Annotated in this window: 21 protein-coding genes and 1 pseudogene; 7 read left to right on the forward strand and 15 right to left on the reverse strand. The window is 69.1% G+C overall.

All coding sequences use genetic code 11. The features are described from left to right. Window positions 1–8: 8 nt before the first annotated feature. Window positions 9–275: an acylphosphatase gene (locus H531_RS0107600; RefSeq protein ID WP_022798761.1), complete on the forward strand. Its 267-nt coding sequence runs from the start codon at window positions 9–11 to the stop codon at window positions 273–275. Here H531_RS0107600 and hflX read toward each other — a convergent pair. Continuing rightward, complete coding sequence (gene hflX, locus H531_RS0107605) at window positions 263–1,909, reverse strand: GTPase HflX (protein ID WP_022798762.1); 1,647 nt, start codon at window positions 1,907–1,909, stop codon at window positions 263–265. The two genes, H531_RS0107600 and hflX, sit on opposite strands and share 13 nt — an antisense overlap. A 46-nt stretch (window positions 1,910–1,955) precedes the next feature. Between hflX and H531_RS12945 the strand changes: the two genes are divergently transcribed. Further along, window positions 1,956–2,495, forward strand: a complete 540-nt coding sequence (locus H531_RS12945) for a YdcF family protein (protein ID WP_033399296.1) — start codon at window positions 1,956–1,958, stop codon at window positions 2,493–2,495. A gap of 68 nt (window positions 2,496–2,563) precedes the next feature. Here H531_RS12945 and H531_RS0107615 read toward each other — a convergent pair whose 3' ends face one another. Genes H531_RS0107615 through H531_RS0107625 form a run of 3 tightly spaced genes read right to left on the reverse strand, consistent with a single transcriptional unit; the run spans window position 2,564 to window position 4,469 of the window. After that, window positions 2,564–3,007 carry a DivIVA domain-containing protein gene (locus H531_RS0107615; protein ID WP_022798763.1) on the reverse strand — a complete coding sequence of 148 codons (444 nt, stop codon included), beginning with the start codon at window positions 3,005–3,007 and terminating at the stop codon, window positions 2,564–2,566. 7 nt (window positions 3,008–3,014) lie between these two features. Next, the gene (locus H531_RS0107620; protein WP_022798764.1) at window positions 3,015–3,650 is read right to left on the reverse strand and encodes a YggS family pyridoxal phosphate-dependent enzyme; all 636 of its coding nucleotides are present in this window, start codon (window positions 3,648–3,650) and stop codon (window positions 3,015–3,017) included. Further along, window positions 3,651–4,469 carry a purine-nucleoside phosphorylase gene (locus tag H531_RS0107625; RefSeq protein WP_022798765.1) on the reverse strand — a complete coding sequence of 273 codons (819 nt, stop codon included), beginning with the start codon at window positions 4,467–4,469 and terminating at the stop codon, window positions 3,651–3,653. Window positions 4,470–4,523: 54 nt separating this feature from the next. Between H531_RS0107625 and H531_RS0107630 the strand changes: the two genes are divergently transcribed. Next, a complete protein-coding gene (locus H531_RS0107630; RefSeq protein WP_022798766.1) occupies window positions 4,524–6,992 on the forward strand; it encodes a BamA/OMP85 family outer membrane protein in 2,469 nt (822 codons plus the stop codon). Between the two features lie 61 nt (window positions 6,993–7,053). On the opposite strand, the gene rpsP is transcribed toward H531_RS0107630, so the two are convergent. Together rpsP and ffh are read right to left on the reverse strand one after the other, a co-directional pair. Then, complete coding sequence (gene rpsP / locus H531_RS0107635; protein ID WP_022798767.1) at window positions 7,054–7,308, reverse strand: 30S ribosomal protein S16; 255 nt, start codon at window positions 7,306–7,308, stop codon at window positions 7,054–7,056. Between the two features lie 7 nt (window positions 7,309–7,315). Continuing rightward, window positions 7,316–8,620, reverse strand: coding sequence for a signal recognition particle protein (ffh, locus tag H531_RS0107640; RefSeq protein WP_022798768.1), 1,305 nt, complete (start codon window positions 8,618–8,620; stop codon window positions 7,316–7,318). Window positions 8,621–8,839: 219 nt separating this feature from the next. Here ffh and mgtE point away from each other — a divergent pair, with 219 nt between their 5' ends. Further along, on the forward strand, window positions 8,840–10,207 hold the full coding sequence (gene mgtE / locus H531_RS0107645) for a magnesium transporter (RefSeq protein ID WP_022798769.1): 1,368 nt from the start codon (window positions 8,840–8,842) through the stop codon (window positions 10,205–10,207). A 32-nt stretch (window positions 10,208–10,239) separates the two neighbouring features. On the opposite strand, the gene queA is transcribed toward mgtE, so the two are convergent. Genes queA through H531_RS0107675 form a run of 6 tightly spaced genes read right to left on the reverse strand, consistent with a single transcriptional unit; the run spans window position 10,240 to window position 16,020 of the window. Next, window positions 10,240–11,277, reverse strand: a complete 1,038-nt coding sequence (queA, locus tag H531_RS0107650) for a tRNA preQ1(34) S-adenosylmethionine ribosyltransferase-isomerase QueA (protein ID WP_022798770.1) — start codon at window positions 11,275–11,277, stop codon at window positions 10,240–10,242. A 2-nt stretch (window positions 11,278–11,279) separates the two neighbouring features. Then, a complete protein-coding gene (locus H531_RS0107655) occupies window positions 11,280–11,819 on the reverse strand; it encodes a LabA-like NYN domain-containing protein (protein WP_022798771.1) in 540 nt (179 codons plus the stop codon). Window positions 11,820–11,842: 23 nt separating this feature from the next. Then, window positions 11,843–14,428, reverse strand: a complete 2,586-nt coding sequence (locus H531_RS0107660) for a phosphoenolpyruvate carboxylase (RefSeq protein WP_028490727.1) — start codon at window positions 14,426–14,428, stop codon at window positions 11,843–11,845. After that, window positions 14,425–15,183, reverse strand: coding sequence for a TIGR00282 family metallophosphoesterase (locus H531_RS0107665; protein ID WP_022798773.1), 759 nt, complete (start codon window positions 15,181–15,183; stop codon window positions 14,425–14,427). Before H531_RS0107665 ends, H531_RS0107660 begins: the two co-directional genes overlap by 4 nt. A gap of 36 nt (window positions 15,184–15,219) precedes the next feature. Beyond that, window positions 15,220–15,723, reverse strand: a complete 504-nt coding sequence (locus H531_RS0107670) for a DsrE family protein (protein WP_022798774.1) — start codon at window positions 15,721–15,723, stop codon at window positions 15,220–15,222. A gap of 57 nt (window positions 15,724–15,780) precedes the next feature. Continuing rightward, complete coding sequence (locus H531_RS0107675) at window positions 15,781–16,020, reverse strand: hypothetical protein (RefSeq protein WP_028490728.1); 240 nt, start codon at window positions 16,018–16,020, stop codon at window positions 15,781–15,783. Window positions 16,021–16,043: 23 nt separating this feature from the next. On the opposite strand from H531_RS0107675, the gene recO reads away from it, so the two are divergent. Next, window positions 16,044–16,709 carry a DNA repair protein RecO gene (recO, locus tag H531_RS0107680; protein WP_028490729.1) on the forward strand — a complete coding sequence of 222 codons (666 nt, stop codon included), beginning with the start codon at window positions 16,044–16,046 and terminating at the stop codon, window positions 16,707–16,709. On the opposite strand, the gene greA is transcribed toward recO, so the two are convergent. Together greA and H531_RS12950 are read right to left on the reverse strand one after the other, a co-directional pair. Further along, entirely contained in the window at window positions 16,696–17,166 is a 471-nt protein-coding gene (gene greA / locus H531_RS0107685; RefSeq protein ID WP_022798775.1) for a transcription elongation factor GreA, read from the reverse strand. The genes recO and greA overlap by 14 nt on opposite strands. A gap of 56 nt (window positions 17,167–17,222) precedes the next feature. Beyond that, window positions 17,223–17,801: pseudogene (locus tag H531_RS12950) on the reverse strand (aminotransferase class IV); the annotation flags it as partial. Window positions 17,802–17,919: 118 nt separating this feature from the next. On the opposite strand from H531_RS12950, the gene H531_RS0107700 reads away from it, so the two are divergent. Continuing rightward, window positions 17,920–18,132 carry an ABC transporter permease subunit gene (locus H531_RS0107700; protein WP_022798777.1) on the forward strand — a complete coding sequence of 71 codons (213 nt, stop codon included), beginning with the start codon at window positions 17,920–17,922 and terminating at the stop codon, window positions 18,130–18,132. Window positions 18,133–18,138: 6 nt separating this feature from the next. Here the strand turns inward: H531_RS0107700 and hslO are convergent, their stop codons facing one another. After that, window positions 18,139–19,161, reverse strand: coding sequence for an Hsp33 family molecular chaperone HslO (gene hslO / locus H531_RS0107705; RefSeq protein ID WP_022798778.1), 1,023 nt, complete (start codon window positions 19,159–19,161; stop codon window positions 18,139–18,141). Between the two features lie 37 nt (window positions 19,162–19,198). Between hslO and cysS the strand changes: the two genes are divergently transcribed. Continuing rightward, the gene (gene cysS / locus H531_RS0107710; RefSeq protein ID WP_022798779.1) at window positions 19,199–20,641 is read left to right on the forward strand and encodes a cysteine--tRNA ligase; all 1,443 of its coding nucleotides are present in this window, start codon (window positions 19,199–19,201) and stop codon (window positions 20,639–20,641) included. Window positions 20,642–20,814 lie beyond the last annotated feature (173 nt).

Genomic DNA, 20,814 nt, shown 5'->3' on the forward strand with positions numbered 1-20,814 from the left:
ATGGCCCCATGCCGCGCCTTGTGGCCTTAGTTCGGGGAAGGGTGCAAGGGGTAGGGTACCGGGCCTTCGCCCAGAAGAAGGCCCTGGAGCTCGGGCTTTCCGGCTACGCCGAGAACCTCCCCGACGGCCGGGTGGAGGTGGTGGCCGAGGGCCCCCGGGAGGCCCTCGAGGCCTTCCTCCACCACCTGAGGCAGGGACCCCGCCTCGCCCGGGTGGAGGAGGTGGAGACGGTGTGGGCGGAGGAGGCGGGGCTAAAAGGCTTCTACGTGTACTGAGCCCAGGCCTGGGGCCGGACGCCCTCTTTTAGGAGGGCCTCCGCCAGGGTCTCCTTGAGCTCCTTAAGCCCCGTTCCCTTGAGGGCCGACACCGGCACCCCGCCGAGCCTCTCCCGCAGAAAGAGGAGATCGTAGGGGGCCGCCCGGTCGGCCTTGGAGAGGGCCAGGACCCTTGGAGCCTCCACCCCAAGCCCCTTGAGGAGCTCCTCCACCACCCGGTACCGCCCCAGGGCCCCCTCCTCCGAGGCGTCCAGGACGTGGACCAGAAGGTCCGCCTCCCGCACCTCCTCGAGGGTGGCCCGGAAGGCGGTGAGGAGCTCCTCGGGCATGCGGCGGATAAAGCCCACGGTGTCGGTAAAGAGCACCTCCCCCACCCCGGGGAGGAACCCCCTGCGGGTGAGGGGCCGCAGGGTGGCGAAGAGCTTGTCCTCCCCCGGCTCCCCACCCCGGGCCAGGGCCTGGAGAAGGGTGGTCTTGCCGGCGTTGGTGTAGCCCACCACGGCGATGAGGGGCACCCCCCGGCGTTTCCTCTGCCGCCTCGCCTCCTCGCGCCTTTTGGCGTAGTCCTCCAGCCTGCGGGCGAGGTAGACAATACGCTCCTGGAGGCGCCTCCGGTCCACCTCCAGCTTGGTCTCCCCCGGCCCCCGGGTGCCGATTCCGCCCCCCAGGCGGCTCATCTCCTTCCCCTTCCCCACCAGACGGGGGAGGAGGTACCTGAGCTGGGCCAGCTCCACCTGGGCCTGGGCCTCCGGGGTCTTGGCGTGGAGGGCGAAGATGTCCAGGATGAGCTGGGTCCGGTCCAGGACCTTAAGCCCCGTGGCCCGCTCAATCTCCCGGGCCTGGGCGGGGGAGAGCTCCAGGCCGAAGATGAGGGTGGAGGCGTTCTCGTGGTAGGCGAGGCTCTTCAGCTCCTCCAGCTTCCCCAGGCCCACCAGGTACTTGGGGTCCAGGTGGGGGCGGAAGACCAGGACCCGCCTCACGGGCACGCCCCCTGCGGTCCGGGTGAGCTCGGCCAATTCCTCTAGGGCCGCCTCCGCCTCGGGGCCCTCTCCCCGGTCCACCCCCACCAGGAGGGCCCTTTCCCCGCTCCCGTCCACAAGCTCCCGGACCCGGGCCTGGCGGGCCAGCTCCTCCTCCAGGGCCTCCACCTCCGCCCGGAGGTCCAGCTCCAGGTAGTGGAAGTAGGGCCGGGGCGGGAGGACCCGCCAGTCCCCCTCCCCCCTCGGGGGGGAGAGGAAGGCGAGGTGCAGGGTGGCGGGCCGCCCCCCTTCCACCTCGAGGGCCGCCAGGTTGTCCAGGCGGTTCAGGAAGAGGACGGAGAGGTCGGGGCGGGAAAACCCTCCGGGGGAAAGGTGGGTGTGAAGGAGGCGGAAGCCGGAAAGCCGCCTCTCCCCCCTGGCCCCCTCGGGGATGGGGAGGTCCTTGGCGTCCCCCACCCCCACGCGCACCACCCTCCCCTCCCGGTCCAGGAGGAGGGCGATGGGCCGGCCCACCTCCTGGCTTAGGGAGGCCAGGGTCTGGGCCAGCTCAGGGGTCAGGACCCGCTCCTTGGGGACCCGCCTCCGGTACAGGTTGGAAAGCCTCTTCAGCTCGCTCTTCTTGAGCCCCTCCGTCTTGCCGAAGATCTTCTCCAATGCGCCCTCAGTATACCAAAAAACTCCCTACCGATAGAGTGGAGGGGTGCGCGGCCTTCTCCTGCTCCTTCTCCTCTTTTCCTGGGGCCTTGCCAAGGAGGGCTACGCCTGGATCGTGGTCTTGGGAGCGGCCCAGTACGGGGGAAGGCCCTCCCCGGCCCTGGAGCGGCGCCTGGAAACGGCCCTTTCCCTCTACCGAAAGGGCATGGCCCCCCGGATCGCCGTGGCCGGGGGGAAGGCCCCAAAGGACCGGTGGAGCGAGGGAGAGGTGGGCTGCCGCTACCTCCTCGCGCAGGGCGTCCCGGAAAGGGCCCTCCTCTGCGAAACCCGAAGTCAGAGCACCTACGAAAACCTCCTCTTCCTGAGGCCCCACCTTAGGGGCAGGGTCCTTCTGGTGACGGATGCACCCCACCTCCCCCGGGCCCTCTTCCTGGCCCGCACCCTGGGGCTAGAGGCCGAGGGGTACCCCATCCCGGGGCGCTACCCCTGGGGGTACCGGCTCCGGGAGCTTCTGTACCGCCTCTGGCTCTACCTAGGCCTAAAGCCCTTCCCCAAAGGGCACGCCCCGCACCTCGAGCCCTCCTAGGCCTCATCCCCTTTGCTTTGGGTTCCTGGCGAGGACTTCGGGGCCCCCATGCGGGCTTGGGGGCGGTATTACTCCAAGCGCCCAAGCGCCTCCAGATACCCTTGGAGAAGGGCCTTGAGCTGGCCGAGGAAGAGGGCCTTCTCCTGCTTGGCCCGCTCTATGTCCTCCTTGAGGCGCCTAAGCTCCTCGGCGGCCTCGCGGAGGATCTGGTCCTTGGCGGCCAGGGCCTCCCTGCGGAGGAGCTCCGCCTCCTTTTCCGCCTGGGCCTTGAGCTCGCGGGCGATCTTCTCTGCGGCCACCACCGCCCGCTTGAGCTCCCCCTCCGCCTCCTTGAGGCGGGCGTTCTCCTCCTCCAGGGCCCTTAGCCGCTCCTTCAGGGCCTCGCTCTCCCGGACGAGGCCCTCCATCACCTCGGCCACCTGGGCCAGGTAGGCCCGCACCGCCCCCTTCTGGTAGCCGCGAAGGGCCGTGGGGAACTCCTGGTAGCGCACGTCCAAAGGGGTCAGGTCCATGCGCCTCCTAGTCTACAAAAAGGGCCCGCCCAATCCGGACCAGGGTGGCCCCCTCCTCCACCGCCCAGGGGTAGTCCTCGGACATGCCCATGGAGCGCTCGGGAAGGCCATAGCGGTCAGCGAGCTCACTGAGCCTTCGGAAGATGGGCCGCACCAGGCCCTCCGGGCCCACAGGGGGCACGGTCATGAGGCCCAGGACCTCGAGGTGGGGCATCTCCCGCACGCGGGCCAGGGCCTCGGGAAGCGCCTCCTCCAAAAAACCGTGCTTCTGGGGCTCCCGGCCGAGGTTCACCTCCAAGAGCACCCTAAGCCGCACCCCCTCCCGGGCGCCCACCCGCTCCAGGGCCTCCGCCAGGCGCAGGGAGTCCAGGGAGTGGACGAGGGCAAACCTCGGGGCGAACTTGGCCTTGTTGCGCTGGAGAGGCCCCACCAGGTGCCACTCGGCCTCCAGCGCCGCCATCTTCTTGAGGGCCTCCTGGACCCGGCTTTCCCCCAAGGGGAAGGCCCCGTAGCGTAGGACCTTTTCTTGGATCTCCTCCACCGAACGCCCCTTGGTCACCGCCACCAGGCGGACCTCCTCCGGGCGCCGCCCCGCGCGGCGGCAGGCCCGTTCTATGCCCTCCAGGACCTCGGGAAGCCCCATCTAGAGCGCAGCGAGAATCCCCCGCACCAGGCGGCGGAAGACAGGACCCGTTTCGGCCGCCACCCGGAGCACCTCCTCCTCCGTGGCGTGGTGCTCCCGCTCGGGCACGGCCATGTCCGTGATGGTGGAAAGCCCCAGGACCCGGGCCCCCAGGTGGCGGAGGGCGATGACCTCGGGCACCGTGGACATGCCGATGGCGTCCGCCCCGAGCTCCCTGAGCATCTTGAGCTCGGCGCGGCTGGCAAAGGAGGGCCCCAAAAACCAGGCGTACACTCCTTCAAAGAGGTGGAGGTCCTGCGCCCGGGCCACCTTACGGGCGAGCTCCACGAGCCCGGGGTCGTAGGCCCCGAACATCACCGGGAAGCGGGGGCCCAGGCGCTCGTCGTTGGGGCCCCGCAGGGGGTTCACCCCCGAGGGGTTCAGGTAGTCCAGGTGGAGCATGATCCCCCCGGCCCGGAAGCGGGGGTTGAGCCCCCCGGCCGCTGAGGTGAGGAGGAAGGTCCTTGCCCCCAGGAAGAAGCCCACCCGCACGGGGAAGACCACCTCCTCCGCGGAGTAGCCCTCGTAGTAGTGGACCCGGCCCTGGTAGACCAAGACCCGCTTCCCCTCTAGCCTCCCCAGGACCAGCCTCCCCGCGTGCCCGGGAGCGGTGGAAAGGGGAAAGTGGGGGATCTCGCCGTAAGGGATCGCCGCCACCCTTTCCACCTCCTCGGCCAAGGGCCCGAGCCCCGAGCCCAGGACGAGCCCCACCTCGGGGGTGAAGTCCGTCTGAGCGCGGATATAGGCCACCGCCTCCTGGATCCTCTCGTAGACGCCCATGTCCTAGATTCTACTCTCACCGCCCCTTCACCCCTTCCCGGTATGCTTTTCGCCATGAGGCGCCTATTGGCCCTTTTCCTGTTCGGCGCGCTGGCCCTCGCCGCCCCCATCCGCCAGGTGGTGGTGGAGGGCGGGGACCCGGTCCTCCAGGCCCTGGCCCGGGCCGCCCTCCCCTTTGGGGAGGGGGACGAGCCTGGCGACCTCGAGGCCGCGAGGAAGGCCATCCTGGAAACCGGCTACTTTCGCGAGGTCCGGCTTTTCCTGGAGGGGGACGTCCTCAAGGTGGTCCTCACCCCCTATCCTCCCATCGCCGAGGTGAGGGTGGAAACCAAGGCCTTCCCCGAGGAGAACCTCCTGCGTTTTCTGGAGGAGAACTACGCCATTGGCAAGGAGGCCACCTACAACCCCCTAAGGGCCCAGGAGGCCGCCCAGGGCCTCTCCCGGGCCTACCGCCAAAACGGCTTCCCCTTTGCCCCCAAGGTGGAGGTGGAGGCCAAGGAGGTGGGGGGGCGGATGGCCCTGACCTTCCGGGTGGCGGAGGCCCCCGAGGTCAAGGAGGTGCGCCTCCAGGGAGCCACCCTCCTCCCCGAGGAGGACCTCCTCAAGCTCCTTAAGCCCCTCACCGGCCCCTTTGACTTCGCCAAGTACCAGGAGGCCCTGAAGGCCATAGCGGGCCGCTACGAGGAGGCGGGCTACCGCTTTAGCGGCCCCGACCCCGAGGCCTCCACCTTGGAGGACGGGGTCCTCACCGTGCGGGTGCGGGAGGTCAAGGTGGTGCGGGTGGAGGGAGAAGGGCTCCCCCTCGCGGGCTTTCCCCTGAAGGCGGGGGACTTCCTCCACTACCCCCGGCTCCTCGAGGGGGTGCAGGCCCTCTCCAAGGCGCTCTCCCGGGTGGTGAACTTTACCCTCGTGCCGGAGGGGGAGGGGGTGGTGGTCCGCCTCGAGGCCGGCCCCGAGGGGGGAAGGATCGCGCGGGTAGAGCTTTCCGGGAACACCGCCTTCCCCCAAGAAACCCTCCTCGCCCTCCTCCGGCTGAAGCCGGGGGAGTTCTACACCCCGGCCCTTGCCCAGGAAGACGCCCGCCGCATCGCCCTCTTCTACCAGGAGAAGGGCCTTCAGCTTTCCGACGTGCGCTATGGGTTCCAAGACGGGGTCTATCGGCTGGAGTTGGTGGAGCTCAAGATCGGGGGTTACCGCCTGGAGTGGCAGGGGGACCACCGCACCCGGGAGGAGGTGATCCTCAGGGAGCTTCCCCGGCCGGGAAGCCTCTTCAGCGTCCCAGAGCTCCGCAAGGCCATCGCCCGTCTCCTCGCCACCGGGCTCCTGGCCGAGCCCCCCCGGGTCTCCTTGGCCCCCGGAGGGTCCCCCGACCAGGCCATTGTGGTCCTGGGCCTGAAGGAGGCGAGGACGGGGCTTTTCCAGCCCGCCATCGGCTGGAGCTCCCTGGAGGGCTGGTCGGGAACCCTCTCCTTCAAGGAAGGCAACCTCTTCGGCCTGGCCCACCAGGCGAGCCTGGACCTGTCCTTCGTGCAGAACGAGGCCCGGGACAACCTCTCCTTCTCCGCTAGCTACACCATCCCCTGGCTCTACCTGGACTACCTGGACCTCAAGGAGGTGCGCACCAGCCTCTCCTTCGGGGTCTTTTCCACGCCCATCGGCAACAACAAGCTCCTGCAGGGCGCCACCGACACGGGCTGGGAGTACACCGAGAGGCGCACGGGGGGAAGCTTGAGCCTCTCCCGTCCCTTTTCCAAGGACCTGGACAACCTGAGGCTCAGCCTCGGCCTTTCCGCCCGGAGGTCAACCTTTGCCCTAGAGATCTACGACCCCAAAGCCCCCTGCGACGCCACGGGCCAAGACGCCACCCGCCCCTGCGACCCCCCAGGTTCCCAAACCTACAAGGACCCCGCCTACGTGAAGAGCCTGCTTCCCGCTCCGGGCTGGACCCTCCGCCTGGACACCGGGGCCACCTACCTGGACGTGGACGACCCCCGCTTCCGCACCCAGGGCTACGAGGCAAGCCTCACCACCGGCCTTGGCCTCTCCCTCCCCGACGCGGGAGGGCGGAGCTTCTTCGTCCCCCTGGTGGCCACGGGCAAGACCTACCTCGGCCTGGACCCGGAGAGGCGCCAGGCCCTGGCCTTCCGCCTCTCCGCCGGAACCCTCCTGGGCTTCCCCCCCGAGAGCGAGCGCTTCTTCCTCTCCGGGGGCGGGTCCGAGGCCCTGCTCCTAAGGGGGTACGAGGACCGCAAGTACGGGGGCCTTTCCTTCGCCACGGGGAGCGTGGAGTACCGCTACGACTTCCGCCTCTCCCCCCAAGGGGGGACCAACCTCTACGGCATCGCCTTCCTGGACCTGGGCCTCGCCGACAACACCGCGGGGGTGAAGTGGGGGGCGGGGATCGGCTTCCAGCTGGACCTGGACGTCTTCGGGGCCCTCCTTCCCTCCCTCCGTCTGGACTACGCCTTCAGCCCCGAAAGCCCCACGGGAAGGCTGCACTTCCGCATCGGGCCCATGTTCTAGGGACCAAGGGCAGGGCGCCCGGGGGGCTCCCCGGGCGCCGCCTTGCTTGGGCTCCGGGTGCCTAGCCCTCCTGCCGGAACACCCCCGCCTGCCGGAGAAGCCTCCTGGCCGTGTCCGTGGGCTGGGCCCCCAGGGCGAGCCAGTGCTTGGCCCGCTCCACGTCCACCTTCAGCCAGTCTGGGGTGGTCTTGCGGGGGTCGTAGTAGCCGATCTTCTCAATGTAGGCCCCGTCCCGCTTCCTGCGGCTGTCGGTCACCACGATGCGGTAGTGGGGGTTGTGCTTGGAGCCGAACCGAGAGAGCCTGATCTTCACCATGCTTCCTTTACCTCCGGAACATTCCCATGAGCCCCCGGGGCTTCCTCCTCTCCAGGGACTTCATCAGGGCCTTGGTTTCCTCAAAGGCCTTGACCAACCGGTTCACCTCCTGGACCGTGGTCCCGCTCCCCCGGGCGATGCGCCGCCTGCGGGAGGCGTTCAGGACCCTGGGATCCTTCCGCTCCTCCGGGGTCATGGAGAGGACGATGGCCTCGAGGCGCCTCAAGGCCTTCTCGTCCACCCCCGCGCCCGGGGGGAGGACCCGCGCCGCCCCCGGCATCAGGGACAGGACCTCGGTCAAAGGGCCCATCCGCTTGAGGCCCTGGAGCTGGCGGAGGAAGTCCTCCAGGGTGATCTCCTTGGCGGGCTTGGGGGCTTCGGCCTCGAGGCCCGCCTCCCGCACCCGCTCGGCCAGGGAGGCCAGGTCCCCCATGCCCAGGATGCGGCCCGCCAGGCGGTCGGGGTAGAAGGGCTCGAGGCCCTCGGGCTTCTCGGAAACGCCCGCGAAGTAGATGGGCCTGCCCGTAACCCGCCGGGCGGAGAGGGCCGCCCCGCCCCGAGCGTCGCCGTCCAGCTTGGTGAGGATGAGGCCGGTGACCCCCACCCGGGCGTCAAAGGCCTGGGCCACGGCAAGGGCCTCCTGCCCGGTCATGGCGTCCAGGACCAGGAGGACCTCCTCGGGGTTCAGGGCCTCCTTGAGGCGGGCGAGCTCCTCCATGAGGGGCTCGTCCACCTGCAGGCGGCCTGCGGTGTCCACCAGGATCAGGTCCCGTACCTCCTGCCTGGCCCTCTCCTCCACCCGGCGGCGGATGGACTCCGGAGCCTCCCCATCCCCCACCTCCAGGACCGGCACGCCCACCTTCGCCCCCAAAAGGGCGAGCTGCTCCCGGGCGGCCGGGCGCTGGGTATCGGCGGCCACCAGCAGGGGGCGCCTCCCCTTGGCCTTGTAGTAGAGGGCGAGCTTGGCGGCGGTGGTGGTCTTCCCCGAGCCTTGGAGGCCTACCAGGAACCACAGGTTCCGGTCCTTGAGCACGGGAAGCCGGGGCTCCCCGCCCAAGGCCTCCTTGAGGGCCTCGTAGACCGTGGCCAGGACGATTTCCGCCGGGGTGAGGCTCTCCAGCACCTTTTGCCCCAGGGCCCTTTGCCGCACCTCCTCCACGAAGGCCCGGGCCACCTCCAGGTGGACGTCGGCCGCCAAGAGGGCCCGGCGGATCTCCCGCAGGGTCGCCTCGAGGTCCTCCTCGGTGATCCGCCCCCGCCCGCGCAGGCGCTCCACCGCTTCCCGTAATCTGGCCGACAAGCGCTCAAACATCTTCCCCGGCCCCCAAGGCCGCGCCCCAGGATAGACGAGGGGCCTTGCGCATGTCAAGCGCAATTTTTCCGATACGTTTAGCCAGCCCTATTCCGGGTTGACAGGGGCCCCGGGCCCTCCTAGCCTGGAGAAGGTATGCGCGAGGCCTTGCCCTCGAGTTCCGGTTCCAGGCCTTGAAGGCCGCCCGCGGGCGGCCTTCGGGGAGAAAGGAGGCCGCCCGTGGACACCAAACGTTCCCCCATCCTAGAGGCCCTGGAAGAGGGCGATACCCTGGCCCTGAGGCGCCTTCTGGAGGAGGCCCACCCCCAGGACCTCCTCCTGCTTTGGGACGACCTCGAGGGGGAGCACCGCTACGTCCTCCTCACCCTTCTCCCCAAGGAGAAGGCGGCGGAGGTCTTCGCCAACCTCCCCCCGGAAGCCCAGGCGGAGTACCTGAAGACCCTCCCCCCCTGGCGGGTGCAGGAGCTCTTGGAGGAGCTCTCCCTAGACGACCTGGCGGACGCCCTGCAGGCGGTAGAGGAGGAAGACCCCGCCCTGGCGCGAAGGCTCAAGGAGGCCTTGGACCCCAAGACCCGGGCCGAGGTGGAGGAGCTCACCCGGTACGAGGAGGACGAGGCTGGGGGGCTCATGACCCCGGAGTATGTGGCGGTGCGGGCCTCCATGACCGTGGACGAGGTCCTCCGCTTCCTGCGCCGGGCCGCTCCCGATGCCGAGACCATCTACTACCTCTACGTGGTGGACGAGGCGGGCCACCTCAAGGGGGTGCTCTCCCTAAGAGACCTCATCGTGGCCGACCCTAAGACCAAGGTGGCCGAGATCATGAACCCCAGGGTGGTCCACGTGCGCACCGATACGGACCAAGAGGAGGTAGCCCGCCTCATGGCCGACTACGACTTTACCGTCTTGCCGGTGGTGGACGAGGAGGGGCGGCTTGTGGGCATCGTCACCATTGACGATGTGGTGGACGTCCTGGAGGAGGAGGCCACGGAGGACATCCACAAGCTGGCCGCCGCCCCTGCGGACGTGGACTACGCCCGGGCCCGGCCATGGGAGCTCTTCCGGAAGAGGATCGGGTGGCTTTCCCTTCTCTTCGTCTCGGAAAGCCTGACCTCCAACGTGATCGCCGCCTACGAGGACCTCATCGCCAAGGTGGCCATCCTGGCCGCCTACTTTCCCCTCATCATCGGCACGGGAGGGAATGTGGGGAGCCAGGTCACCACCCTCGTGGTCCGCGCCCTGGGCATGCGGGAGCTAGACCTTAGGGACTTCGGGCGGGTCCTCCTTAAGGAGCTTTTGGTGGGACTCCTGCTGGGGCTGGCCATGGGAGGGTTCATGTGGCTCAGGGTGGCCACCCTGCGCCACGACCCCGTCCTGGCGGTGGCCGTGGGGCTCGCCATGGTCCTCGTGGCCTTCACCGCCAACCTCATCGGGGCGAGCCTCCCCTTCCTCTTCCGCCGTCTGGGCGTGGACCCGGCCCTCACCAGCTCCCCCTTCATCGCGGTCATCATGGACGTGACCGGGCTCCTCATCTACTTCCAGGTGGTCCTCCACTTCCTCCCTCCCCTGCTCCGGGAGCACGGGGGCTGAAGCCAGCCCATCCAGGGGCTGGGGGGAGGCCCCTACAGGATCAGCATGGCGTCCCCCAGGGAATAAAAGCGGTAGCCCTCGGCCACGGCGATGCGGTAGGCCTTTAGGGTACGTTCGCGCCCCAGGAAGGCCGCCACCAGCATGAGGAGGGTGGAGCGGGGCAGGTGGAAGTTGGTGAAGAGGCCGTCTATAACCTTGAAGGCGTAGGGGGGACGGATGAAGAGCCGGGTCTCCCCTTCCCCCGCCACTATCCCTTCCCCCTCCCGGTAGGCGCTCTCCAGGGCCCGGACCACTGTGGTCCCCACGGCCAGGACCCGCCTCCCCTCGGCCTTGGCCCGGCGGATGGCCTCGGCGGTCTCCTCGGGAATCTCGTAGGGCTCGGGGTGCATCTCGTGCCGCTCGGGGTCTTCCTTCACCGGGCGGAAGGTGCCCGGGCCCACGTGGAGGGTGAGGAAGCGGAGCTCCACCCCCATCCCCCGGAGCCTCTCCAAAAGCTCCGGGGTGAAGTGGAGCCCGGCGGTGGGGGCGGCCACGGAGCCCGGGCGCCGGGCGTAAACCGTCTGGTAGCGCTCCAGAGGGACCCTGGCCCGGATGTAGGGGGGAAGGGGCACCTCCCCCACCGCCTCGAGGTGGGCCAGGAGGTCCCCCTGGAAGCGGAGGAGCCGCACCCCGTCCCTTTCCACCCCCACCACCTCCGCCTCCAAACCCGCCACCGGGCTTAGGTCCTCAGGGGAGAGGAGAAGCAGCCTCGTGCCGGGCGGGGCCTTCCGGGCAGGGCCCAAAAGGGCCTCCCATAGCCCGGGGGCACGCTCCCGCACCAGGAGGATCTCCACCCGGCCCCCCGTGGGCTTCCTCGCCAGGAGCCTCGCCGGGATCACCTTGCTCTCGTTGAACACCAGGACGTCCCCGGGGCGCAAAAACTCGGGCAGGTCCCGCACCCTTTGGTGCTCCACCCGGAAGGGGCCCTCCCTATAGACCACCAGCATCCGGGCCGCATCCCTAGGCTCGGCGCCCTCCTGGGCGATCTGCTCGGGAGGGAGGAAGTAGTCGTAGGCCTCGAGGCCCTCCATGGCTAGCGCTCGGCCGCCTTAGGCTCCATAAAGGGGTTTGGGATGTCGGGCAGGTGGGTGAAGCGGTCCACGGCGTCAATAAGCTTCTGGGCGGTGGTCTCGCGGAAGGCGATGACCTCCACCCTTATGCCCCGCTCCATCAGGACCTCGAGGATCTCCACGAAGTCCCCGTCCCCGCTGCCCAGGACCACCACGTCCAGGTAGGGCATGAGGCGGACCATGTCGGCGGCGATGCCCATGTCCCAGTTGCCCTCGTAGATGGGCCTGCCCCCCTCGCCCACCTCCTTCAGGGTAAGGTACATGCGCCGCACCCGGTAGCCGATGGTGGAGAGCTTGTAGATGAAGGGCCAGGCGGAGGTGTCCCCCTCCTTCTCCACCACGTAGGCGGTGGCCCGAACCAGGCGCCGCCCCCCCACGGCGTAGCGCAGGAGGCTTTCAAAGTTCACGTTCCGCTCGTAGTAGTCCCGGGCGGAGTGGTAGAGGTTCTGGGTGTCCACGAAGACCCCAACCCGCTGGTCCTGGTGGTGGCCAAGGGGTTCCATCGGCCCCATCTTACCCCCTGGCCTCAGCCGGCATTCCTAAGCCCCGCCGCCACCCCCAGGAGGGAAAGGAGGAGGGCCCGCTTCAGCCCTTCGTCCTCCCTTCCCCCGGGGGCGCGGTAGCGGCGAAGAAGCTCCACCTGCACGATGTTGATGGGGTCCACGTAGGGGTTCCTGAGGGCGATCTGCCGGTCCAGGGTCTTCTGGTTGTGGAGGAGGGGGGCCTGGAACACCGCCTCCAGGAGCTCCCGGGTGCGGAGGTACTCCTCCGCGATCCGGTGGAAGAGGGGGTGGAGGGGCTCGGGGACCAGGCGCAGGTAGAGGCGGGCCACCCCGAGGTCGGCCTTGGCCAGGGCCATGGCCGCGCTCTCCAGGGTGGTGGCGAAGAAGGGCCACTCCCGGTACATCTCCCTGAGGAGGGAAAGGGGGATGGCCTCGAGGGCGGAAAGCCCGTACCAGCCAGGCAGGAGCAGCCGCACCTGGGTCCAGGCCATGACCCAGGGGATGGCCCTCAGGTCCCTTATGTCCCGCACCCGGCCGCGGCGGTAGACGGGGCGGCTGGCGATGGGGAGTTCGGCGATCTCGCGGATGGGGGTGAGGGCCTCAAAGAAGGGGAAGAAGCCCTCGGCGGCGAGGAGGGCCCGGTAGCGGGCCATGCTCTCCTCCCCCGCCCGCGAGAGGGCCTCCCGCCAGTGGGGCTTGGGCTCCACCCCGTCCCCGAGGGCGGCCTGGGCGAAGTGGAAGAGGAGCTGCTCCAGGTGGCGCACCGCCAGGTCGGGGTGGCTGTACCGGTCCGCCAGGGCCTCGCCCTGCTCGGTGAGGCGGAGCCTTCGGCCCACGGTCCTCGGGGGCAGGCTGGCGATGGCCCGGCCCGCAGGACCCCCGCCCCTTGCGGTGGAGGTGCCCCGCCCGTGGAAGAAGGTGACGGGAAGCCCCTTCTCCTCCCCCACCCGGCTTAAGGCCTCCTGGGCCTCGTACAGGGCAAGGTTGGCCATGAGGAAGCCCGCGTCCTTGTTGGAGTCGGAGTAGCCGATCATCACCTCCACCCCGCCCCTGCCCCGGGCGTGGGCCAGGAAGACGGGGTTGTGAAGGAGGCGGCTTAGGACCTCCGGGGCCCTTTGCAGGTCCTCGAGGGTCTCAAAGAGGGGCACCACGTCAAAGGGAAGGGGCCTCCCGGGGCGGTAGAGGCCCACCTCCCGGGCCAGGAGGAAGACACTGAGGAGGTCCGCGGGGTGATGGGTCATGGAGACCACGTGGCCCCCCTTGTCCCCCCAGGCCCGCAGGGCCCCGAGGGCCACCTTGAGGGCCTCCCCCTGGGGGGCCTCCCCCACGGGCAGAAGGGGCCTTGCCGTCCTCAGCTCCTCGGTGAGGAGGGCCTCCTTCTCCTCTTTGGAAAGGGCGAGGAAGTCCGGGTGGACCCCGCCCACCCGGAGGAGCTCGGCCGCCGCCTCCAAAAGCCTCCCCGACTCCTCCCGCAGGTCCAGGGGGGCCAGCTCCAGGCCGAAGGCGGTGAGGCGGGCCTCCAGGGGCCTGAGAAAGCCTTCCACCACCCCCAAAAGGCCCACGGCCCGGAGGCCCCCCTCCGCCACCCGCAGGGCGTTAAGGAGCTCCTCCGTGGAAACCTCGCCCTGGGAAAGCCTCCGGTAAAGCCGGGCGAAGAAGCGGCGGTAGGGCTCCCCGGGGAAGCGCTCCACCCCCTCTCCCCCCTCCCGCACCTCGCGGGGCACGGGGACCTTGGCCTCGGAGAGGGAAAGGTCCCGCACCAAAGCCTCCAGTGCCTCCCCCACCCTCTCCCGGGCCACCTCCCGGGCGTAGCGGGCGGCGAAGGCGGTGACCTCGGGGGTGACGAAGGGGTTCCCGTCCCGGTCCCCGCCGATCCAGCTCCGGAAGCGCACGGGACTTCTCAAGTGGGGCCTCTTCCCGTAGACCCTCTCCAAAGCGGCCTCGAGGCCCTCCACCACCCGGGGGACGGCCTCCCACAGGGTGGTGGGCAGGTAGTAAAGCCCCCCCTTGATCTCGTCCTCCACGCTGGGCCGGGCCTTGCGCACCTCCTCCGTGGCGTAGAGGAGGGCCACCCGGGCCGCCACCCGCGCCCTCTCCCCCGCCTCCAGCTCCGCCTGCAGCCGCTCCAGGTGGTAGCGGAGGGTGCGGCGGCGGGTCTCCGTGGGGTGGGCGGTGAAGGTAAGGAGGAGCTCCAGCCGGTTTAGGTGGGCCGCGGCCTCCTCCAGGGAGAGCCCCCGGGCCTTCAGCGCCTGGGCCAGGGCCAGGAAGCCCTCGGGCCTAGGGTTTTCCAGGGTCTCCGCCTGGGCCCGAAGCCGGTTGACCCGCACCCGGTGGCGCTCCTCCGCCAGGTTGACCAGGTGAAAGTAGTGGGTGAAGGCCCGCACCAGGGCCTCGGCCTCCTCCGTGGAGAGGGTCCCCACCCGCTTCCAAAGGGCCTCCCCCGCCCCCTCGTCCCCCTGGCGGCGGGCCTTGGAGAGGGCGCGCACCTCCTCCACAAGGCCATAAAAGCGCTCCCCAGAGACCGTCCGGATGGCCGCCCCCAGAAGGCGGCCCAGGAGGTCCACCTCGGCCCTCAGGAGGTCAAAGGAGTCGGCTTGGGCTTCCCTCACGGCTCTTCCCACACGTAGGGGCTGATGGAGACCGGCCTGCCCCCCTCCAGGACGAGCTCCGTGGCGTGGAGGCGGGCCTTTCCCTCGGCGGCGCGGAAGGGCTGGGGGCGCCCGGTGAGGAAGCGGGCCAGAAAGGTCTCCACCTCCCCCCCGATGATGGACTGGTAGGTGCCGGTCATTCCCACGTCCGTCTGGTAGAGGGTGCCCTTGGGCAGGCGGGTGGCGTCCAGGGTGGGCACGTGGGTGTGGGTGCCGAGGACGGCGGCCACCCGCCCGTCCAGGTAGTGGGCCAGGGCCATCTTCTCGCTGCTGGCCTCCGCGTGGACCTCCACCAGGACGTAGTCCGCCTGCTCCTTGGTCAAAAGGGCGTCCAAGGCCCGGAAGGGGTCGTCCAAGGGGTCCATGAAGATCCGGCCCATGACCTGGACGAAAAGCAGGCTCTCCCCCGAGGCCTCGAGGCGCCAAAAGCCCTTTCCCGGGGTGCCCGGGGGGTAGTTGAGGGCGCGCACCACGGGCTCCTTGCCCAAAAGCTCGTACACCTCCTTGTGGTCCCAGGCGTGGTTGCCCAAGGAGACGAGGTCCACCCCCGCCTCGCGCAAAAGCCGGTAACTGCGGCGGTCCAGGCCCTTGCCCCGGGCGGCGTTCTCCCCGTTGGCGATGACCAGGTCGTAGCGGTCGCGGATGTCGGGGAGGTGAAGGCCCACCGCCCGGAGGCCTGGCTCCGCCATCACGTCCCCGATGAAGAGGAGCCGCATGGGGGCATTATATGCCCCAAGAACAGAGGCCCTGGTTCAGCCCACCTTGATGTAAGCGTACCCCTTCGCCTGGAGCTCTCCCAAGGCCCCGACCCCCGAGGGCACCCACTTCAAGAAGGCTTCGGAACGGAGCTTCTCCTTCGGGATGCGGTTGCGGGTGAAGGTAATCTCGCAGAGGTAATACTCCACCCCCAGCTGCGCCAGCTGATGCACGCGGGAAAACAGCGCCTCTCGGTCGTACTGCGCCTGGGCCCATGGGGTACCCTCCAGGTCCTTCAAGAAGAACTGGACCCCAGCCCCATGGGCCACCACCACGATCTTGATCTTGAAAGGATCGTTATCATACACGGAAAGGTGGTTGGCAATGTTGGTGAGCGCCTGGCCAAAGCGGTTGGGATCCCCAAAGTCCACATGGTAAACCACCGCAATGGGGGTCTCCTTTTTGAACTCCTTGTACTCCACCCGCTCGTTCGCTTGGGCCCGAAGCAACGCCCCCGCCCCCAGCCAGGTGCCAAGCCGCAACAAAACCCTTCTATCCATAAAAGCCCCCTTTGGGTTAAGGGGAGCATAAAGGCCAACGGCTCAGCCTGTCAAGGGCTAGGAGCGCTCCGACGTGCGCCGCTGCAGGAGGTAGATCACCCCGTAGCCGATGGCAGCCACGATGAGGACAGGGATGGTGTAGACGAGGAGGGTCCAGATAAGGCCGGAGAGGGCCAGGAGGACCTTGCCCAAAAAGGTGAAGACCCAGCCTCCCACCCACAGGGCCAGGAGCACCCCCACCACCACGAGAAGGCCCAGGACCACCCACTCCAGGATGTCGCGCAAGGTCCGCTCCATGTCCCCAGCATACACTGAAAGGGGTGGAGCGCTACCGCCTCGAGGAGGGCATCGTGGTGGGCCGGAAGGCCAAGCCCCAGGGGGACCTCCTCCTGCGCTTCCTCACCCCCAGGGGCAGCCTCGAGGCCGTGGCCAGAAAGGGCCAGCGGCCCACGGGCCGCGCGGGAAGGCTTTCCCTCTTCCACCACGTGCGCTTCCAGGTCTACGCCAAGGAGGAGGGCCTCCCCACCCTGACCCAGGCGGAACTCCTGGGGCGGCTCCACGGCCTGGAGGAGCCCAGGCGCTTCCTCCTCGCCTCCTTTTTGGCCGAGCTGGCCTACCGCCTGGCCTCGCCCGAGGCCGCCCCCCGGATCTACCCCGTCTTCGTCTCGGGCCTGCGGGGCATCGCCAAGCACGAAAACCCCCTCCTCCCCCTGGTCTGGGCGGGGTGGCGGGTGGTGAAGGCGGGGGGCCTGGCCCCGAGCCTCCTGGGCCCCGGCCTCCGCCTCGCGGGGGGAAGGCTCGGGGAAGAAGGGGTCTACCTGGGGGAAAAAGGGGTGGAGGCCCTCAGGGCCGCCCTCCACCTCCCCGGCGGGGAGGCCCTCCCCTACCTGGAGGAGGCCCCCCTGGACCGCCTCTTCCTCGCCCTGAAGGCCCACGCGGAGGAGCACCTGGGTCCCTTGCGCTCGGCCAAGGCTATAGGGGCTTGATCTCCAAGATGGTGTAGACCTGAACGCCCTTCCTGCCCCGGATCTCCACCACGTCCCCCACCCTCTTGCCCAGGAGGGCCTGCCCCAGGGGCGACTCGTCGGAGATCCTTCCGGTGAAGATGTCCGCCTCGTGACTCCCCACGATGGCCAAGGAAAGCCTCTCCCCGGTCTCCGTCTCCAGCTCCACCTGGCAGCCCAAGGCCACCTCCTCGTAGGAGCCGTTCCCCTCCACCACCACCGCCCGGGAAAGGAGGTCCTCCAGCTTGGCGATGCGGGCCTCGTTCTGCCACATGGCCCTCCGGGCCTCGTCGTAGCCGGCGTTTTCCCGGAGGTCCCCCTCCTCCAGGGCCTGCTCAAAGTCGGCGGAGATCTCCTGCCGCTTGACGGTCTTAAGGTGGTTCAGCTCCTCCTGAAGGCGCTTTAGACCCTCGGGGGTTAGGTAGACGGGCTTCTTCATGCTTCCTCCCGTGGAAAAAGGGCCACCAGCCCAACGCCCTTGGGCTGGCCGTACCGCTACTCAGTATAGCAGGCGGGGAGGAAGCGCTCCAAGAGGGGAAGGAGCTCGGGAGGAGGCGGCCCCACCGGGAGGAGGCCCACGCCGCTTCCCGCAAGGAGAAGGACCCCCTTCAGCCCCTCGGGAGGCAAGTAGACCCATTCCACCTTAAGGCCGAGCCTCCGGGCCTCCTCCGCCACCTTCTCCCGGGTGATCCCCTCGAGGCCCCCCAGAAGGACGAAAAGCCTTCCCTCCCGGTAAAGGAGGGGGCTCGTGCGGCTGCCGTCCACCACGTGGCCCAAGGCGTCCAAAAGAAGCCCCTCAAAGGCCCCCCTCGCCTCCGCCTCCTTCCGGGCCAGCCGGTAGGGCAGGTAGTTCCCCGTCTTGAAGGGGGCGAGGTCTGGGTGGACCCGGTAGGGGGTGAGGTGGACCCGGACCCCCTCCCGGTACAGGCGGAGGGGAGGGAGGGTGTAGGGCCCCGCCTCGGAAAGCCATCCCCCTTCGGCCACGGTGAGGCGGACCCGGAGGCAGGGGGCGTGGGGGAAGGCCTTGAGGAGGGCCTCGAGGTGGAGCTGGTCTACGCCCGGGGGGGAAGCCAGGCCCTGCCGTTTCTGGTGGGCCGGGCGGTGGACTACGCCGCCACCAGCCTGGACGCCGCCCTCCAGGCCTACCAGCAGGGAGCCCCCATCCTTCGCTTCTGCTCCACGGGCCGCCTCCTTGAAGGTGGCGGTGGCGGGGGAGTTCGTGGCCGCAAGCCGGGGGCTCGGCTACCTCCTCTCCTTCGCCCAAAGCACCTACAACGCCAAGCTCTCCCTGGCCCTGATCGCCCTCATCGTGCTCTTCGTCCTCCTCCTCTTCTTCCTCTTTGACCGCTTGGAGCGCCACCTCCTCCGCTGGCGGCCCGAGGGCAGGGCAGGAGGCGGAGCGTGAGGCTCTTCACGCCTCCGCCCGCCTTCCGGGAAGCTCCACCCGCCGCCCGCAGCGGCAGGTCTCCCCCTCAATGCGGATCAGGGTGCCGTCCCCCTTGGGGTAGAGCCAGAGCGCCCCGCAGTCCGGGCAGCGCACCTCGGCCACCAGGGTGCGGATCTCCTCTGGGGAGAAGCGGTAAACCTCCCCGCACCAGTGGCAGACCACCTCCGCCCCCCCGTCCTTCACGATCATCTCCTCCCGCTCCTCGGGGGTGAAGAAAACCAAGGCCTCCAGGGCCTTCTCCCGGGTGCAGCGGCACTGGAAGCGGGCCGGGATTTCGTTTTGGGGGTAACCCAGGGCGCGGAGGTCGGTGCGCTGGAAGCCGAGGCCCTCTAGCAGGGCCTCTAAAGCCCCCTCCAGGCCCCTTTCCCGGAGGAGGGGTGTGATCCCGGGGAGGGCCTCGAGGTTGGCCTCGAGGCGGCCGAGGACCTCCTCCTTAGCCCCCGGCATCACCTGGACCGCCACCCCCCCCGCCACCTCCACTTCGCCCTCCCCCTTTACCCTTACCCCTAGGAGGACCGCCGAGGGGATCTGCTCCGACTGGAAGAGGTAGTGGGCCAGGTCCTCGGCGATCTCCCCCGAGACCAAGGGGACAGCGCTGGTGTAGACCTCGCCGCTTGGCAGGCTGCGGTCCACCCGAAGGACCCCAGCTCCCACAAGCTCCCCCACGTTAAGCTTTCCGTCCTCCCGAAGGGGCACCTCGGCCTGGGGGTTCTTCACGTAGCCCCGCACGTTCCCAAAGGCATCCGCCTCCACCACCATCCCCCGGAGGGGCCCCGTCCCCTCCACCCGGAGGGTGAGGCGCTCCTTGGGGGTCTTAAGAAGAAGCTGGGCGAGGAGGAGGGCCCCGGTCATGGCCCGGCCCAGGGCGGCCGTGGCCGTGGGGGAAAGGCCGTGGCGGCGCCGTGCTTCCTCCACCACATCCCTGGTCTCCGCGGCCACCACCCTAAGGCTTCCCTCCCCGGCCAGGCCCCTCAGGATCCTTCCCATACCCCGCCATTATGCCATGGGCCCTATAATCCCCCATATGGGCCTGGTCCTTTACGACACGATGCAAAGGCGCAAGGTACCCTTCGTTCCCGCCGTTCCCGGACACGTGGGGATCTACGTCTGCGGCCCCACCGTCTACGCCGACCCCCACCTGGGCCACGCCCGGGGACCTATCGTCTACGACGTCCTAAGGCGCTACCTCCTTCACCTTGGCTACAAGGTGCGCTTCGTCTCCAACATCACCGACGTGGGCCACCTCACCGAGGACGACGAGGGGGAGGACAAGGTGGAACGGCGGGCCAAGCTGGAACGGCTTGAGCCCATGGAGGTGGCGGAGAAGTACACCTGGAGCTACTTTGACGCCCTGGGGGCCCTGAACGTCCTCAGGCCCTCCATCGCCCCCCGGGCTTCGGGCCACATCCCGGAGATGTGGGAGCTCATAGACAGGCTTCTGGAGCGGGGCCTGGCCTACGTGCGGGAAGGCAGCGTCTACTTCCGGGTCCGGGCCTTCCCCGAGTACGGGAAGCTTTCCGGGAAAAGGCCCGAGGAGCTAAGGGCGGGGGCCCGGGTGGAGGTGCGGGAGGAGAAGGAAGACCCCCTGGATTTCGCCCTCTGGAAGGCGGCCGAGCCCGGGCACCTCATGCGCTGGAAAAGCCCCTGGGGGGAGGGGTACCCCGGCTGGCACATTGAGTGCACCGCCATGAGCCTCAAGTACCTGGGGGAGGGGTTTGACCTGCACGCCGGAGGGATAGACCTCCAGTTCCCCCACCACGAGTGCGAGATCGCCCAGGCGGAGGGGGCGGGCTTCCGCTTCGCCCGGCACTGGATGCACCACAACCACGTCCTCCTGGAGGGGGAGAAGATGGCCAAGAGCACCGGGAACCTCGTCCCCCTTCACGATCTCCTCAAGGCCCACGAGCCCATGGCCGTGCGCTTCTACCTCCTCCAGACCCATTACCGGAGCCCCATGGACTTCACCTTTGAGGGGCTGGAAAGCGCCAAGAGGGGCTATACTCGCCTCCTCCAGGCCTACCGGGAGGTGCGCGGGCAAAGGCGCCAGGCCCCCCCCGGCGCCACCCCGGAGCTGGAACGGGCCCTGGACGCCCTGGAGAAGGCCTTCATGGAGGCCATGGAGGACGACCTCTCCACCCCTGAAGCCATCGCCGCGCTTTTCACCTTCCTCCCCGAGCTCAACCGGCTCCTCCCCGAGGCGAAAGCGGACTCCCTCGCCCGGGCCGAGGCCCTCCTCCACACCCTGGGGGAAGGGATCCTGGGGATCTTCCCGGAGCGGGTCCTGGAGGAAAAGGTCTCGGGGCCCCTCCTCGAGGGCCTCATCGCCCTTCTCCTGGAGCTCCGCGAGGAGGCCAGGCGGGCCAAGGACTTCGCCAAGAGCGACCGTATCCGCGACCGCCTGAAGGCCCTAGGGGTGGTGGTGGAGGACACCAAAGAGGGCCCCAGGTGGCGCCTCGAGGGGGCCTAGCCTCCCTCCTCCCTGAGCGCAGCGGAGAAAAACACCCAGAGCAGCCCTAGGAGGAGCACCGCCAGGGCGGCCAACGTTCCGTAGGCCAGGGGCCTTGGGGAAAGCGGGCTTTCGGGAAGCGTGGGGGGCACGAGCTCGCTTATGGCCAGGAAGCGCTCCAGGGCCCCATCCTC

Source organism: Thermus islandicus DSM 21543 (assembly GCF_000421625.1).
In the GTDB taxonomy this organism is placed as follows: Bacteria; Deinococcota; Deinococci; order Deinococcales; family Thermaceae; genus Thermus; species Thermus islandicus.

Excerpts from the sequence above, each read along its gene's own strand:
- H531_RS0107600 (WP_022798761.1), top strand. The coding sequence starts at position 9 with ATGCCGCGCCTTGTGGCCTTAGTTCGGGGAAGGGTGCAAGGGGTAGGG.
- H531_RS0107615 (WP_022798763.1), bottom strand. The coding sequence starts at position 3,007 with ATGGACCTGACCCCTTTGGACGTGCGCTACCAGGAGTTCCCCACGGCC.
- H531_RS0107620 (WP_022798764.1), bottom strand. The coding sequence starts at position 3,650 with ATGGGGCTTCCCGAGGTCCTGGAGGGCATAGAACGGGCCTGCCGCCGC.
- H531_RS0107625 (WP_022798765.1), bottom strand. The coding sequence starts at position 4,469 with ATGGGCGTCTACGAGAGGATCCAGGAGGCGGTGGCCTATATCCGCGCT.
- H531_RS0107630 (WP_022798766.1), top strand. The coding sequence starts at position 4,524 with ATGAGGCGCCTATTGGCCCTTTTCCTGTTCGGCGCGCTGGCCCTCGCC.
- rpsP (WP_022798767.1), bottom strand. The coding sequence starts at position 7,308 with ATGGTGAAGATCAGGCTCTCTCGGTTCGGCTCCAAGCACAACCCCCAC.
- ffh (WP_022798768.1), bottom strand. The coding sequence starts at position 8,620 with ATGTTTGAGCGCTTGTCGGCCAGATTACGGGAAGCGGTGGAGCGCCTG.
- queA (WP_022798770.1), bottom strand. The coding sequence starts at position 11,277 with ATGGAGGGCCTCGAGGCCTACGACTACTTCCTCCCTCCCGAGCAGATC.
- H531_RS0107655 (WP_022798771.1), bottom strand. The coding sequence starts at position 11,819 with ATGGAACCCCTTGGCCACCACCAGGACCAGCGGGTTGGGGTCTTCGTG.
- H531_RS0107665 (WP_022798773.1), bottom strand. The coding sequence starts at position 15,183 with ATGCGGCTCCTCTTCATCGGGGACGTGATGGCGGAGCCAGGCCTCCGG.
- H531_RS0107670 (WP_022798774.1), bottom strand. The coding sequence starts at position 15,723 with ATGGATAGAAGGGTTTTGTTGCGGCTTGGCACCTGGCTGGGGGCGGGG.
- H531_RS0107675 (WP_028490728.1), bottom strand. The coding sequence starts at position 16,020 with ATGGAGCGGACCTTGCGCGACATCCTGGAGTGGGTGGTCCTGGGCCTT.
- greA (WP_022798775.1), bottom strand. The coding sequence starts at position 17,166 with ATGAAGAAGCCCGTCTACCTAACCCCCGAGGGTCTAAAGCGCCTTCAG.
- hslO (WP_022798778.1), bottom strand. The coding sequence starts at position 19,161 with ATGGGAAGGATCCTGAGGGGCCTGGCCGGGGAGGGAAGCCTTAGGGTG.
- cysS (WP_022798779.1), top strand. The coding sequence starts at position 19,199 with ATGGGCCTGGTCCTTTACGACACGATGCAAAGGCGCAAGGTACCCTTC.